14 protein-coding genes are annotated in these 12,889 nt (G+C 69.7%); 8 read left to right on the top strand and 6 right to left on the bottom strand.

Going from position 1 to position 12,889, the window contains the following annotated elements:
• Positions 1-6: 6 nt before the first annotated feature.
• Together dbpA and PGB34_RS22510 are read left to right on the top strand one after the other, a co-directional pair.
• Positions 7-1,425 (top strand): ATP-dependent RNA helicase DbpA, encoded by a 1,419-nt coding sequence (gene dbpA / locus PGB34_RS22505; RefSeq protein ID WP_271430353.1) that lies wholly within the window; start codon positions 7-9, stop codon positions 1,423-1,425.
• A 145-nt stretch (positions 1,426-1,570) separates the two neighbouring features.
• A complete protein-coding gene (locus PGB34_RS22510) occupies positions 1,571-2,191 on the top strand; it encodes a Spy/CpxP family protein refolding chaperone (protein ID WP_271430354.1) in 621 nt (206 codons plus the stop codon).
• A 109-nt stretch (positions 2,192-2,300) separates the two neighbouring features.
• Here PGB34_RS22510 and PGB34_RS22515 read toward each other — a convergent pair whose 3' ends face one another.
• On the bottom strand, positions 2,301-2,735 hold the full coding sequence (locus PGB34_RS22515; protein WP_271430355.1) for a serine/threonine protein kinase: 435 nt from the start codon (positions 2,733-2,735) through the stop codon (positions 2,301-2,303).
• Between the two features lie 370 nt (positions 2,736-3,105).
• Here PGB34_RS22515 and PGB34_RS22520 point away from each other — a divergent pair, with 370 nt between their 5' ends.
• Genes PGB34_RS22520 through PGB34_RS22530 form a run of 3 tightly spaced genes read left to right on the top strand, consistent with a single transcriptional unit; the run spans position 3,106 to position 6,242 of the window.
• Complete coding sequence (locus tag PGB34_RS22520) at positions 3,106-3,834, top strand: endonuclease/exonuclease/phosphatase family protein (protein WP_271430356.1); 729 nt, start codon at positions 3,106-3,108, stop codon at positions 3,832-3,834.
• Positions 3,835-3,874: 40 nt separating this feature from the next.
• Positions 3,875-5,152 carry a cardiolipin synthase ClsB gene (clsB, locus tag PGB34_RS22525; protein ID WP_271430357.1) on the top strand — a complete coding sequence of 426 codons (1,278 nt, stop codon included), beginning with the start codon at positions 3,875-3,877 and terminating at the stop codon, positions 5,150-5,152.
• Between the two features lie 46 nt (positions 5,153-5,198).
• Positions 5,199-6,242 carry a lysylphosphatidylglycerol synthase transmembrane domain-containing protein gene (locus PGB34_RS22530; protein ID WP_271430358.1) on the top strand — a complete coding sequence of 348 codons (1,044 nt, stop codon included), beginning with the start codon at positions 5,199-5,201 and terminating at the stop codon, positions 6,240-6,242.
• A gap of 12 nt (positions 6,243-6,254) precedes the next feature.
• Here PGB34_RS22530 and PGB34_RS22535 read toward each other — a convergent pair whose 3' ends face one another.
• Together PGB34_RS22535 and PGB34_RS22540 are read right to left on the bottom strand one after the other, a co-directional pair.
• The gene (locus PGB34_RS22535; protein WP_271430359.1) at positions 6,255-7,442 is read right to left on the bottom strand and encodes a metallophosphoesterase; all 1,188 of its coding nucleotides are present in this window, start codon (positions 7,440-7,442) and stop codon (positions 6,255-6,257) included.
• Between the two features lie 203 nt (positions 7,443-7,645).
• Positions 7,646-8,143, bottom strand: coding sequence for a hypothetical protein (locus tag PGB34_RS22540; RefSeq protein ID WP_271430360.1), 498 nt, complete (start codon positions 8,141-8,143; stop codon positions 7,646-7,648).
• Positions 8,144-8,565: 422 nt separating this feature from the next.
• Between PGB34_RS22540 and PGB34_RS22545 the strand changes: the two genes are divergently transcribed.
• Together PGB34_RS22545 and PGB34_RS22550 are read left to right on the top strand one after the other, a co-directional pair.
• Positions 8,566-8,874, top strand: a complete 309-nt coding sequence (locus PGB34_RS22545) for a hypothetical protein (protein WP_271430361.1) — start codon at positions 8,566-8,568, stop codon at positions 8,872-8,874.
• An 81-nt stretch (positions 8,875-8,955) separates the two neighbouring features.
• On the top strand, positions 8,956-9,363 hold the full coding sequence (locus PGB34_RS22550) for a hypothetical protein (RefSeq protein ID WP_271430362.1): 408 nt from the start codon (positions 8,956-8,958) through the stop codon (positions 9,361-9,363).
• A gap of 25 nt (positions 9,364-9,388) precedes the next feature.
• Here the strand turns inward: PGB34_RS22550 and PGB34_RS22555 are convergent, their stop codons facing one another.
• The 3 genes from PGB34_RS22555 to PGB34_RS22565 form a co-directional block, all read right to left on the bottom strand.
• The gene (locus PGB34_RS22555) at positions 9,389-10,945 is read right to left on the bottom strand and encodes a CYTH and CHAD domain-containing protein (protein ID WP_271430363.1); all 1,557 of its coding nucleotides are present in this window, start codon (positions 10,943-10,945) and stop codon (positions 9,389-9,391) included.
• Between the two features lie 83 nt (positions 10,946-11,028).
• Complete coding sequence (locus tag PGB34_RS22560; RefSeq protein ID WP_271430364.1) at positions 11,029-11,895, bottom strand: YihY/virulence factor BrkB family protein; 867 nt, start codon at positions 11,893-11,895, stop codon at positions 11,029-11,031.
• Between the two features lie 93 nt (positions 11,896-11,988).
• On the bottom strand, positions 11,989-12,237 hold the full coding sequence (locus tag PGB34_RS22565; RefSeq protein WP_271430365.1) for a DUF3606 domain-containing protein: 249 nt from the start codon (positions 12,235-12,237) through the stop codon (positions 11,989-11,991).
• Positions 12,238-12,400: 163 nt separating this feature from the next.
• On the opposite strand from PGB34_RS22565, the gene PGB34_RS22570 reads away from it, so the two are divergent.
• Positions 12,401-12,880 carry an FKBP-type peptidyl-prolyl cis-trans isomerase gene (locus PGB34_RS22570; protein WP_271430366.1) on the top strand — a complete coding sequence of 160 codons (480 nt, stop codon included), beginning with the start codon at positions 12,401-12,403 and terminating at the stop codon, positions 12,878-12,880.
• The last annotated feature ends 9 nt before the right edge of the window (positions 12,881-12,889 follow it).

A 12,889-nucleotide genomic window follows, 5' to 3' on the forward strand; every position in this document is an offset into this window, starting at 1 on the left:
CCCCCCATGACCCCCACCCCCACCGACTTCAGCGCCCTGCCCCTGGCCCCTCACGTGCTGGCCAACCTCACCCAGCTTGGCTACACGCAGATGACGCCCATCCAGGCGGCCAGCCTGCCGGTGGCGCTGCTGGGCAAGGACCTGATCGCGCAGGCCAAGACCGGGAGCGGCAAGACGGCCGCTTTTGGGATTGCGCTGCTGGCCAATCTCAATGCGCGGCGCTTTGCGGTGCAGTCCGTCGTGCTGTGCCCCACGCGCGAGTTGGCCGATCAGGTGGCGACTGAAATCCGTCGCCTGGCGCGCGCGGAAGAGAACATCAAGGTGGTGGTGCTGTGCGGCGGTGTGCCGCTGCGCAATCAGACGGCCAGCCTGGAGAACGGCGCCCACATCGTGGTGGGCACGCCCGGGCGCATCATGGACCATCTGGCGCGCGGCAACCTCACGCTGGAGGCGCTGAACACGCTGGTGCTCGACGAGGCGGACCGCATGCTCGACATGGGCTTCTTCGACGACATCTGCACGGTCGCCAGGCAATGCCCCAAGGAGCGCCAGACGCTGCTGTTCTCAGCCACGTATCCCGAAGGGATCGAGAAGCTCAGCCACCAGTTCATGAAGGCGCCGCAGACGATCACGGTGCAGGCCCAGCATGAAAAGACCAAGATCCAGCAGCGCTGGTACGAGGTGCCCCACAGCGCGCAAGGCGAAGCCCGCCTGGCGGCCGTTGCCGATGTGCTGCGGCACTACCGCCCGGCCAGCACGCTGGCCTTTTGCAACACCAAGGCGCAGTGCCGCGCGCTGGTGAGCTACCTCAAAGACCAGGGCTTCAGCGCCTTGGCGCTGTTCGGCGAGCTGGAGCAGCGCGAGCGTGACCAGGTGCTGGTGCAGTTCGCCAACCGCAGCTGTTCGGTGCTGGTGGCCACCGATGTGGCCGCGCGCGGGCTGGACATTGCGCAGCTCGCGATGGTGATCAACGTGGACGTCACGCCCGACCCCGAAGTCCACATCCACCGCATTGGCCGCACGGGCCGTGCCGACGAAGAAGGCTGGGCCATCAGCCTGGTCAGCATGGATGAGATGGGGAACGTGGGAAAGATCGAGCAGCTGCAGAAAGCCGAATCGGAATGGCACAAGCTCGAAGCGCTCACCCCCGCCAGCAAGGAGCCGCTGCTGCCGCCGATGGTGACCTTGCAGATCGTGGGCGGGCGCAAGGAAAAGATCCGTGCCGGCGATGTGCTGGGTGCGCTGACAGGCGATGCGGGCGATGTGCCGCCCTTCACCCGCGAACAGGTCGGCAAGATCAACGTCAATGAGTTTTCGACCTATGTGGCCGTGGAGCGATCGCTTGCAGCCAGGGCGCAGCAGAAGCTGAGCAGGGGCGGCGTGAAGGGCAAGAGCGTGAAGGTCCGCTTCATGGATGAGATCTGAGACGAAAAAAAGCGCGCCCGGATTTCTTTACCTTCACCGGCAACTTCTTGACCCGGCCGCCACGCCGGGTTGACGCCTTCTGCCCACACTTCATTCACCCGCTGCACTTTTTGCTGTCAGCGGATTGATGCAAAGGAAGCCAAGCATGATCTCTCTTCGCCAACGTGTTCTGTGGGCCAGCCTGATGGCGTCGGCCGCCTTCGCTGCCTCGGCGCAGCAACCGGCACCGGTGAGCGCGCCGGTGCAGGCTCAGATGGCGCCTTCAGGGCCGAGCCCGCAGGAAGCTGCGCAGGCCAGGGCCGAGAAGTCCGGCCACCGCGCCGATCAGCACCAGAAGAAAAAGCTGGACCCGGCCGAACGCCATGCCCGCATGCAAAAGCGCATGGCTGAACGCCAGGCGCAGCTCAAGGACAAGCTCAAGCTCAGCGGTACGCAGGAAGCGGCCTGGACCCAGTACACGGGCGCCATCAAGCCACCCGCGCCGCCAGCCGCCGGCCAGCCGCGCTTCACGCGTGCCGATTTCGCCAAGCTGACGACGCCCGAGCGCCTGGACCGCATGCAGGCCCGCCAGGCCGAACGCCAGGCCCGCTTTGCCGAGCGCGCCACCGCCACGAAGCAGTTCTACGCGCAGCTCTCGCCCGAGCAGCAGAAGACCTTCGATGCCGAGACCGCGAAGCGCTTTGGCGGCCCGCGCCACGGCCATGGGCCGCACCGCCATCACGGTGCCGAGCACAAGAGCAGCGCCGCACCCAGCACGCAAAGCTGATCACCGCGCCACCGCCACGAAAAAGCCCCGCCCGAATCGCTTCGGTGCGGGGCTTGTTCTTTGGCGTGTGTGTGTTTGGGGCGTGGACAGTGCGATCACTGCAGCCCGCTTACTTGGGCGTGCCCGTGTAGGTGGTGGGGTTGGTGGGCACGTCCGGGCGCTGGCCGGTGTCGCCAAAGGGGCGCGGCGTGTGTAGGGCGCTCTGGCGCACTTCCTCGCGCGTCAGCTGGCCCACGGGCGGCGTGGCGTTGGATTGGCCCATCACGCGCGTGCTGGCCTCACCTGCGGGCGGGACAGCCGTCGTGGCCGGGTTGCGGTTGTTCATCACGGCGTCGGCGCGCACGGCCGCGCGGTCGGCGGGCATGCCCACGCCGGGGCGCTGCGTGGGGTTGGGTTCACCGGCCAGGGTCTGGGTGCTGGCTTCGCCCGATTTCATGACCGGCACTGTGGCCGGGTTCGACTGGGCATGGGCCATCGAGGCAGCAGCCAGCAGGCCGGCAGCGGCCAGGCCTTGCAGCGTGAGGGTGCGAGCGTTGCGGTTCATGTGAGAACTCCTTGGTTGATGAGTGAGTGAATGCCGGGGCCTTCGCGCTGCGGGCGCTTTGGCACCAGGCACAGCCTCAACTTAGGCAGGCGCCTGGGGCCGCGATGTGAGGCGCGGCGGCAGCGGCGTGTAGGAGGCCGTTTGGCCGCCATGCGGGCGCAGGCGCGCCGGAAGAAGGCTGGGGCGCATTTCTCGCCCCTTCCTACAGCGCTGAGCCCGGGCGTCTTCGTACAAACAGGGTGTGTCCTATCTCACCGATCCCACCCCCACTTCTGCGGCCCCGGCGCCTTCACAGGCGCCCGGCGCCGCAGCTGCGCGGGCGCAGGCGGCGGTTGCTTCGGCCGGGCCATCGCCCACCTCGCTGAAGGTGATGACCGTCAACACCCACAAGGGCTTCACGGCGCTCAACCGCCGCTTCATCCTGCCCGAGCTGCGCGAGGCGGTGCGCACGGTGGGCGCCGACGTGGTGTTCCTGCAGGAGGTGATGGGCACGCATTCGCGGCACCAGCAGCGCGTGAACAACTGGCCCGAGGCGCCGCATTACGAATTCCTGGCCGACACCATGTGGCCGCAGTTCGCCTATGGCCGCAACGCCGTGTACCCGCGCGGGCACCATGGCAATGCGCTGCTGTCCAAGTTCCCCATCGTGCACCACCGCAACCACGACGTGTCCATCGCCGGGCCCGAGAAGCGCGGCCTGCTGCACTGCGTGCTGCGGCTGCCGGGCCGCACGGTGGACGTGCATGCCATCTGCGCGCACCTGGGCCTGGCCGAATCGCACCGCCAGCAGCAGCTGGAGCTGCTGTGCCACATCGTGCGCGACGAGGTGCCGGCCGATGCGCCGCTGGTGGTGGCCGGTGATTTCAACGACTGGCGCAACCGCGCGCATGCGCTGCTGGAAGAGCGTGCGGGCTTGTTCGAGGTATTCCGCAGCGCGCGCGGCGCGGCTGCGCGCACCTTCCCCTCGCGCCTGCCGCTGCTGCCGCTGGACCGTATCTATGTGCGCAACGCCCAGGCCCATGCGCCGGTGGTGCTGCCGCGCCAGCCGTGGTCGCACCTGTCGGACCATGCACCGCTGGTGGCGGAGATTTCGCTGTGAACCCGGGCCCCAGAGCCACCGTGACGAGGACGTGACGACGATGACCGGCAAGACCCGCCAATGGCATGCAGGCAACAGCGTGCGCCTGCTGGAGAACGGCGAGGAGTTCTTCCCGCGCGTGTTCGAAGCCATCCGCGCCGCCGAGCGCGAGGTGGTGATCGAGACCTTCATCCTGTTCGAGGACAAGGTGGGCCTGGCTTTGCACGCGGCCGTGTGCGAAGCCGCGCGCCGCGGCGTGCGGGTGGACCTGATGGTGGACGGCTTCGGCTCGCCCGATCTGTCGGCCCGCTTCATCGACGAGGCGCGCGAGGCCGGCGTGCATCTGCGCGTGTTCGATCCGGGCAGGCGCCTGATGGGGCAGCGCCTGAACGTGTTTCGCCGCATGCACCGCAAGATCGTGGTGGTCGATGGGCGACTGGCCTTCGTCGGCGGCATCAACTATTCGGCCGATCACCTGCTGGACTTCGGCCCCGAGGCCAAGCAGGACTACGCGGTGCAGATCACCGGCCCGATCGTGGATGAGATCCACCGCTTCGTGCTGCGCGCGGTGGCCGTGGGCGGCAAGGGCCATGGCTGGTTCCGCCGCCGGCTCAAGACCACGGCCGACGTGCGCAACGCGCCCACGGGCGAGGCCGAGATGATGTTCGTGGTGCGCGACAACCGGCGCCATACCAGCGACATCGAACGCCACTACCTCGCGGCCATCCGCACCGCGCGCGAGCGCATCGTCATCGCCAATGCCTACTTCTTCCCGGGCTACCGCATGATCAAGGAGCTGCGCCGCGCCGCGCGCCGCGGCGTGGACGTGCGGCTGATCCTGCAGGGCGAGCCCGACATGCCCATCGTGAAGACGGCGGCCAGCATGCTGTACCACCACCTGATCCACGCCGGCGTGCGCATCTACGAATATTGCGAGCGCCCGCTGCACGGCAAGGTGGCGCTCACCGATGGCGTGTGGAGCACGGTGGGCTCGAGCAACCTCGATCCGCTGTCGTTGTCGCTGAACCTGGAAGCCAACGTGCTGATCCGCGATGCGGCCTTCAATGCGCTGCTGCATGAAAGGCTGGAGCAACTGATGTGCGAGGCCTGCCAGCAGGTGCGCTCCGAAGACCTGCAGGAGGAATGGAGCGGCTGGCGCCTGGTGCGAAGCTTCTTCGTCTTCCACTTCATGCGCTGGTTCCCCACCTGGGCCCGCTGGCTGCCACGGCACGCGCCGCGCCTGAAGCCGGCCCACGCCACCGACCTGGCCGACGGGGCCGCGGCGCGCACGCAGGGCACGCCGGTGAACACCGGCGCGCCGCAGACGGACTGCGCCTGAGCCGCGCCCTGCCGCCCCTGTGCCTTCGCCCTCGCCTCGCAATGCCATGGCCGCTTCCGCCACCGCTTCCTGCCCCGCCGCCGCAGATGAAAAGCGCGCGGCGGCGGTGAAGGCCGGGCGTCCGGCGCGCATGGCCAACTGGCGCGAGAGCGCGTGGTGGCCCTGGCTCAAGCGGGTGGTGGTGCTGGGCTTCCTGGCCTTCGTGGCCGTGCTGCTGGTGTACCAGGCCCGCACGGTGGAATGGGCGGAGGTCTTCAGCGCCATGCGCGCCTACCCCTGGGCCGTGCTCGCCACTGCGGCTGCGTTTGCGGCGCTGAGCCATCTGATCTACGCCAGCTTCGACCTGATCGGGCGCCACTACACGGGCCACACCCTGCCCGCGCCCACGGTGATGGCGGTCACCTTCGTCAGCTACGCCTTCAACCTGAACATGGGCACCATCGTGGGCGCCATCGGCATGCGCGTGCGGCTGTACACCCGCCTGGGGCTGGACGCGGGCACGGTCACGCGCATCGTGGGCACCAGCATGCTCACCAACTGGCTGGGCTACTTCCTGCTGGCCGGCCTGGCCTTCGCACTCTGGCCGCCGCAGTTGCCCGAAGGCTGGCACCTGGGCACCCTGGCGCTGCGTGCACTGGGCGCGGGCATGGCGCTGCTCACCCTGGCCTACGTGGCCATGTGTGCGTTCTCCAGGCGGCGCGAATGGCAGGTGCGCGGCCAGGTCATCGACCTGCCGGGCTGGCGCATGGCGCTGCTGCAGCTGCTCATGTCGTGCAGCAACTGGGCCGTGATGGGCGCGGCGCTTTTCGTGCTGCTGCAGGGCCACGTGAGCTACCCGCTGGCGCTGAACGTGCTGCTGATCGGCGCGGTGGCGGGCCTGCTCTCGCGCGTGCCTGCGGGCCTTGGCGTGCTGGAGTCGGTGGTGGTGGCGCTGCTGATGGGCACCGAAGGCTCGCCCTCGCGCAACGCCCTGCTGGCGGCGGTGCTGTGCTATCGCGCCGTGTACTACTGGATCCCGCTGGGCGTGGCGGCGCTGCTGTACCTGGGCATGGAAATCAGCGCGCGCCGGCTGCGCGCCAGGGGAGCCTGAGGGCCGCTCCGCTCAGCGCTCGCAGGTCAGCGTGATCAGCGCGATCTCCGAGGGCGCGCCAAAGCGCTTGGGCGGGCCCCAGTAGCCCGTGCCGCGGCTGATGTAGATCCACATCTTCTGCTGCACGCGGTGCAGCCCGGCCGTGAAGGGCTGCTGCAGCGGCACGAACAGGTTCCACGGAAAGAACTGGCCGCCATGCGTGTGGCCTGACAGCTGCAGCGTGAAGTCGGCTTCGACCGCAGCCGGCGCGCTGCGCGGCTGGTGGGCCAGCAGCACGCGGGTGTGGACCAGCGGCGGGGCGTCCCAGAGGGCACGCTGGGGGTCGCTGGCATGCTCGGCGATGAAATGGCCGGCCGTGTAGTCGGTCACGCCGGCCACCACCAGCGCGCTTTCCAGCACCTCCTCGTCGGTCTGCGCGCCCTGCACGTTGCGCGTCTGCAGCACCACGTGTTCATTGAGCAGCACGTGCAGGCCCAGGCGGCGCAGCTCGTCGATCCAGGGCTGCGCGCCCGCGTAGTACTCGTGGTTGCCCGTGACCACGAAGGTGCCGTGCCGAGCGCGCAGCTGGCCCAGTGGCGCGATGTGCTCGCGCAGCTCGGCCACGGTGCCATCCACCAGGTCGCCGGTGATGGCCACCATGTCGGCCTTGAGCGCATTCACGCGTTCCACGATGCGCTGGATGTAGGCGCGGCCGATGGTGTGGCCCACGTGGATGTCCGAAAGCTGCGCGATGGTGAAGCCGTGCAGCTGCTGCGGCAGCCGGGCGATGGGCACCTGCACGTGCCGCACCGTGGCCGTGCGGCGGGCATTGAAGTAGCCCACAACGCTCACGGCGGTGGCCAGGCCCAGCGCGGCCCAGGCGCTGGCCTGCTGCCAGCGCGGCAGATCCAGATCGGCCAGGCCCACCCAGTGGACGCCCGTGGCCAGCAACAGGCCGATGTCGCGCGCCAGGGTCAGCAGCAGCAGCGAAGAGAACCAGCCCATGGCCGTCAGCCCCAGCCATTGCGCACGCCGCCCGGCTGCCGAGCGCAGCCAGGGCCGCTGCACAAAAGGCAGCGGCATGCACAGCGCCGACACGGCCAGCGCCACGGGCAGCAGCAATGCCCAGGCGCCGCCCGCCTGCATCAGCGCAGGCGTGAGCCGCAGCGCCATGTAGACATGGAGCAGCGTCGTCAGGACAGTGAGCGGGACCAGGGGCATGGGGCGGGCATTATGCTGCGTTGCAGCATACGCTGAAGCGCGTCAGCCCGTGTCGCAAAGGAGAAACATGCTTACAAAAGTCTCCGGAAATCGCCCTGCGCCGCTTTGGGGTGGGCGGGGCCCGCTTGCCCGAGCGGGCTCCGAAGAAGGGTGATGGGGCGCAGGCGCGGTGCGCCCGGGCCGACCGGCTGGTCGCAGCCGGCTCAGCGGCCCTGGGCCAGGGTCTGCCTGGGCATGGTGGCCGAGGCGATGTCGAAATTCGAAGGCCACAGGAACAGCGTGCGGCCGGGCTGGCCCAGGCGCACCACCACTTCCTGCGTCAGCGTCAGCGTGCCCAGCGTGGCCTGCACCTCATAGGTGCCGGGCGCCAGGCGCGCCACCATCAGCGGGCCGTCGGCCTTGGCCTGCAGCACATGCTCGCCGTTGTACTTGTTGCGCATGCTGATCTGCACCGGCGCCGCGAACTTGCCGCGCGGCGCGCCGTTGACGGCGAACTCCAGCGTCGCACCCCAGCGCGGCGACACCTTTTCCATGAAGGCCAGCTCCTCCGCCCCGCGCTGGCCGCCGCACATGTATTCGACGCCCTGCGGCGCCATCTGGATCGGCGGGTTGGCCGTGGCCTGCGCAGGCGTCAGCGTGCACAGGATCAGCGCGGCGGCACCCAGGGTTGCGAGCGAGCGGGAGGAGATCGGCGAGGTCATGGCGGCAGGCGTGCGGTCAGGCAAGGTGCGGAAAGAGAAACTGTGGCAGCGATCTGTAAGCGCTTGAAACCAAGGTCACCCATTCTGCTTAGCAAGAACGGGGCGCAAATTGGCGTTTACGCGGGGTGCGCTATCGCTTTGAAAGCATGCCTGCCAAGCACTGCCTTGCGCTACGAATGTTTACGAAGATCCAAATTTGTTGGCGGCGGGTGGGCCGATGGGGCGGGCCGGCCCGGTTTCCGGCTTGTTTCCGGTGGCCGTGGCGGCCCGGTGCCCCGCGCCGGGGCGCGCGCGATGCGGCCCCTGCCTACGGGCCGGCGCGGCGTGGGCGGCGTGGGGCATTTCCTGACGGGGCCAGAATGCGGGCTTGTCTGATGCCGGCGCTTCGCTGCGTTGGCTGGAATGCACCATGCGTCTTTCTCATGAACACACGCCTTTTTTCCGACGCCCAATCCCTGGACGAGAACGGGGAGCCCGTCTCCGGCAACTGGCTCCAGACACTGCGCGAAGCCGACGCACGGCGCGCCGATCTGCCGGGCGAGCACGTGATCGTGCTGGGCCTGGGTGTGCTGGCGCTGCTGGCCGCGGGGCGCAGCCGCTCCGTGGGCGGTCGCCTGCTCAAGGCCGCCGTGGGCGGGGCGCTGATCGGCCGCGCCGCCAGCGGCACGGGCGGCCTCACGCGCTTGGCCGCGCAGGCCACGCAACTGGCTGATCGCTACCTGCCGCGCTGAGCCCCGCCGTGCCGTAGTGCTTCCGCTGCGGCCGACGTGGCCGGCTGTGCCACCATGGCGCCTGCATTCAGGAGCCACGCCATGTCCACCGGAGCCATCCTCACCGTCCTGTCGAACATCCCCTGGGGTCAGGTGATCGACAACGCGCCCAAGGTGGCCGAAGGCGCGACGCGGCTGTGGAATTCGGTGGGCCTGCGCAAGAAGGCGGCGCCTGCTGCCGACGCCGACGCCGTGGCCACCGCACAGCCCGCGCTCGCGCCCACCGAAGCGCTCCAGGCGCGGGTGCAGGGGCTGGAAGCCGAGGTGCGCCGGCTGTCCGAACAGATGCAGGCCTCCTCGGAGCTGATCAAGGCGCTGGCGGACCAGAACGCCATGCTGGTGCAGCGCGCCGAGCTGAACCGGCGCCGGCTGCACCAGCTGGCCATGGCGTCGGCTGCCGTGGCGGCTGCGCTGGCGACGGGGCTGCTGGGCCTGCTGCTGCGCGGCTGAACCTGCTGGCCCAGGCGCTGCGGCTTCAGCGCCCGTTCCTGTCGTTCTGGCCTGTGTTCTTGAGGGCGTCGCGCCAGAAGGGCCTGGCATCGCGCGCGGCCGTCAGCGCCCGGGCGCAGGCCTGCACGCGCTCGGCCTCGTGCGCCTTCAGCCAGCCCACGCCGAACCACGCGGCGCTGTCGTGCGCCGTCCATTGGCGCAGCATGGCCTGGGCCACCACCTCGTCGTTGTAGTGGCCCAGCGCGTCCTGCGCGGGGCGCAGCGCTTCGAGGTAGCGCTCGCTCTTCTTGTCGCCGAACAGCGGCGCCACGAATTCGGCCAGGTAGCGCAGCCGCTTGAGCCGCTTGCGCACGCTGTGCCGCTCTTCGGGCGTCAGCCCCGTAAAGCGCCGGCCCGCGCGCCGCAGCTGGCGGTGCAGCTTGTCCAGCCGCTCGCGCACGTGGCCCAGCGCGGCTTCGGCATCGGGCCCCTGCGCCTCGTCCTCGTCGGCGCTGAAGCCGATCAGCGCCACCAGGGCCGCCTGCAGCGCGGGCGCGCGCACCACCTCGGCCGCAGAGGGCGCGTTGGCGGCGGGCGCGGGCGGGTCCAGCGGCGGTGCGCCGGCGGCCTGCAGCTGCGACTGCACGGCACCCATCACCTCCTCGCCGTCGCGCAGCTCACCCAGCGCGCGGAAGGCGCTCACCAGCGCGGGCTCCCAGGCCTGGCCCCAGGCGGCGCCCTCGGCCGCCGGGCCGGCCAGCGGCGCCAGCGTCCGCAGGGCCGTGCGCAGGCGGCGCAGGCCGATGCGAAGCTGATGGATCTGATCGGCGTCCTCGCTGCCGGCTGCGATCTCGCTTGCGTTGGGCAATATCTGCGCCAGACAGGCGGCCACCACGGCGCGCAGCAGCGCAGGCCCGGCAGGCGCCCCGGTGGCGGCGTAGGCTGGCGGCCGGGCCTTCACGGCCGGCACCTGCGGCTTGCCGTGCAGCAGGCGCAGCCCCGCTTCGGCCTTGGAGACCGTGCTGAACCACAGCCCGTGCGCCGCCGCCCACTGCTGCGCGAGCGCGGTCAGGCCATGCACGGGGCCGGCGAGCAGCTCCAGCTCCAGCTCGCGCACGGTCGCCACGCGCGGCGCCTGTCCGTCGGACGGATGGGCGCGGATCTCGCCCAGGTCCAGCGCCAGCTCGGCCGTGCAGCCCTGGTGCTCGACCTTGCGCGTGAGGCGCCAGATGTCGGTGCCATAGGTGGGCTGCAGCGGTTTTCCTGCAGCGCCCAGCACTTCGGCCAGCCGCTCCCCCACGGGCGTGCCCGCGTGGCGCTGCACGTCGGGTTCGGGCGCGCCCGCGCCGGCCTTGGCCGGGCCCAGGTCCACGTTGTGTTCCAGACGCTGCAGCACGCCCCGGCCCGCCGCCTTGGCGGTCTGCACCCAGCGCGGGCCTTCCTTGCGCAAGCGCAGCACGATGCCCTGCGCCGCCAGGGCGTGGTCCGCCGTGTCGAAGTAGCGCGCCTGCAGCCGGGTGCGCCTTGTCCTGCCTTCGCGCAGGGCGGCTTCCACCGCGGGCAGCCGATCGGCCGGGATGTGGAACTTGAATTCGATTTCCATGGCGGGCACGGCTGCACCTGCGGCGCAGCGGAAGAAGAAGGGGCGGGGGTCGGATTGTTGCCGCTCGATTCGCGGGAGCGGCTTCAGGCCGCCGCCGGTGTCCCGCTCAGGGAGCCATGTTCCTGCGCATACACCTTGGTGAACTCCGCGCCCAGCAGGAAGATCTGCGCGGCGTAGTAGACCCAGGCCAGCACGGCCACCAGCGATCCCGCGGCGGCGAAGGCCTCGGTCATGCCGCTGCGGCCCAGGTACAGCGCAATGGCCGTCTTGCCGACCTGGAACAGCAGCGAGGTCACGGCCGCGCCCACCCACACGTCACGCCAGGCGATGCGGGTCGAAGGCATGAACTTGTAGATCATGGCGAACAGCAAGGTCATGGTGGCGAAGGCGATGGCCAGGTTCAGCACCTGCAGCAGCAGCTCCCAGCCCGGCAGCAGCGCGCCCACCCAGCTGCCCAGCGCGGCCAGGAAGGCGCTCACCACCAGCGAGACCATCATCAGAAAAGCCAGGCCCAGGATCAGCCCGAAGGACAGCACGCGCGCCCACAGCGTGGCCAGCGCGCCGCCGCGTTTCTGTTCGCGCGGCACATGCCAGATGCGGTCCAGCGCGCTCTGCAGTTCGGCAAAGACGGTGGTGGCACCGATCACCAGCACGCCAATGCCGATGGCGCCCGCCACGATGCCCTTGCCGGGGCGGCTGGCATTGGCCACCAGGGCCTGCACCGCGCCGGCTGCGTCGGCGCCCATCAGGCCCGAGAGCTGCTCCACGATCTCGCCGCGCACCGCCTCTTCACCGAACAGGTAGCCGGCCACCGCGATCACGATCATCAGCAGCGGCGCGATGGAGAACATCGTGTAGTAGCTGATGGCCGCGCCCATGCTGGGTGCGTAGTCGTCGCTCCAGGCCTGCACGGCCTTCTTGCAGAGTTGGAACAGGTCCTTGGCGCGCATGCGGTGTCCGTGGCAGGTGAGGGAAGAAAAAGAAAGAGAAGAAACAGGGGATCAACGGCCCCTCACCTTAGCGCATGCGCACGCGGCCGGCTGTCAGCCGTTGCCGGCCGGCGTCTGGGCCACGCTTTCCTGGTTGGTGGTGCTGCGGCTGCCCTTGAGGTGCAGCTCCACATCGGTGGCACGGTCGCCCACGGCGTCAATGGCTTCCTGCAGTTGCGCTTCGCTCACGTCGAGCTTGCGCGTCCATTCGCGCAGCCCGGCTTCGGAGCGCAGGTCGATGCGGTCCGGGTCGGTGCCCGAGGGCGCGATCGAGGGGTTGTCGGTGGCGGTCTTCCGGCTCATGGCGATCTCCTTGCGGGGTGGATGAAAACACCACCCTAAAGGCGCGCCCGGCGCCGCCCATGTAGGAACAGGCGCAGCCCGGCCACCGGTTGCCCACCACGCGGTTCGGGCTGCGGCATTGGTCGACAATGCGGCTTCAATTTCCAGCCCGAGCTTTCGCACCATGCCCATCACCAAGGACTCCGTCGTCACCCTGCGCTACAAGGTCAGCGACGCCACCACCGGCCTGCTCATCGAGGCCGCCAAGGAACCCATGGCCTACCTGCATGGCGGCTACGAAAACACGCTGCCCAAGATCGAGGAAGCGCTGGACGGCAAGGACACGGGCTTCCAGACCACGCTGACCCTGGCGCCGGCCGACGCGTTTGGCGAGCGCGACGAGGCCCTGGTGCGCAGCATCCCCAAGAGCGAATTCCCGCCGGGCGTGAAGGTGGGCGGCCAGCTGCGCGGCCAGCTCGACGACGGCAGCGATGCCGTGTTCACGGTCGTGAAGATCAAGGGCCCGCAGGTGCTGCTGGACGGCAACCATCCCTGGGCCGGCAAGACGCTGAAGTTCCAGCTCACCGTCGCGGGCGTGCGCCAAGCCACTGAGGAAGAGATTGCCCACCGCCATGTGCATGGCGCGGGCGGGCATCACCACTGAGATCACCAC

Source organism: Xenophilus arseniciresistens (assembly GCF_028023875.1).
Classification (GTDB): Bacteria; Pseudomonadota; Gammaproteobacteria; order Burkholderiales; family Burkholderiaceae_C; genus Xenophilus; species Xenophilus arseniciresistens.

Bases quoted from the DNA above. Each gene is read 5' to 3' on its own strand.
- dbpA (WP_271430353.1), top strand. From the start codon at position 7: ATGACCCCCACCCCCACCGACTTCAGCGCCCTGCCCCTGGCCCCTCAC.
- PGB34_RS22510 (WP_271430354.1), top strand. From the start codon at position 1,571: ATGATCTCTCTTCGCCAACGTGTTCTGTGGGCCAGCCTGATGGCGTCG.
- PGB34_RS22515 (WP_271430355.1), bottom strand. From the start codon at position 2,735: ATGAACCGCAACGCTCGCACCCTCACGCTGCAAGGCCTGGCCGCTGCC.
- PGB34_RS22520 (WP_271430356.1), top strand. From the start codon at position 3,106: ATGACCGTCAACACCCACAAGGGCTTCACGGCGCTCAACCGCCGCTTC.
- clsB (WP_271430357.1), top strand. From the start codon at position 3,875: ATGACCGGCAAGACCCGCCAATGGCATGCAGGCAACAGCGTGCGCCTG.
- PGB34_RS22530 (WP_271430358.1), top strand. From the start codon at position 5,199: ATGGCCGCTTCCGCCACCGCTTCCTGCCCCGCCGCCGCAGATGAAAAG.
- PGB34_RS22535 (WP_271430359.1), bottom strand. From the start codon at position 7,442: ATGCCCCTGGTCCCGCTCACTGTCCTGACGACGCTGCTCCATGTCTAC.
- PGB34_RS22540 (WP_271430360.1), bottom strand. From the start codon at position 8,143: ATGACCTCGCCGATCTCCTCCCGCTCGCTCGCAACCCTGGGTGCCGCC.
- PGB34_RS22545 (WP_271430361.1), top strand. From the start codon at position 8,566: ATGAACACACGCCTTTTTTCCGACGCCCAATCCCTGGACGAGAACGGG.
- PGB34_RS22550 (WP_271430362.1), top strand. From the start codon at position 8,956: ATGTCCACCGGAGCCATCCTCACCGTCCTGTCGAACATCCCCTGGGGT.
- PGB34_RS22555 (WP_271430363.1), bottom strand. From the start codon at position 10,945: ATGGAAATCGAATTCAAGTTCCACATCCCGGCCGATCGGCTGCCCGCG.
- PGB34_RS22560 (WP_271430364.1), bottom strand. From the start codon at position 11,895: ATGCGCGCCAAGGACCTGTTCCAACTCTGCAAGAAGGCCGTGCAGGCC.
- PGB34_RS22565 (WP_271430365.1), bottom strand. From the start codon at position 12,237: ATGAGCCGGAAGACCGCCACCGACAACCCCTCGATCGCGCCCTCGGGC.
- PGB34_RS22570 (WP_271430366.1), top strand. From the start codon at position 12,401: ATGCCCATCACCAAGGACTCCGTCGTCACCCTGCGCTACAAGGTCAGC.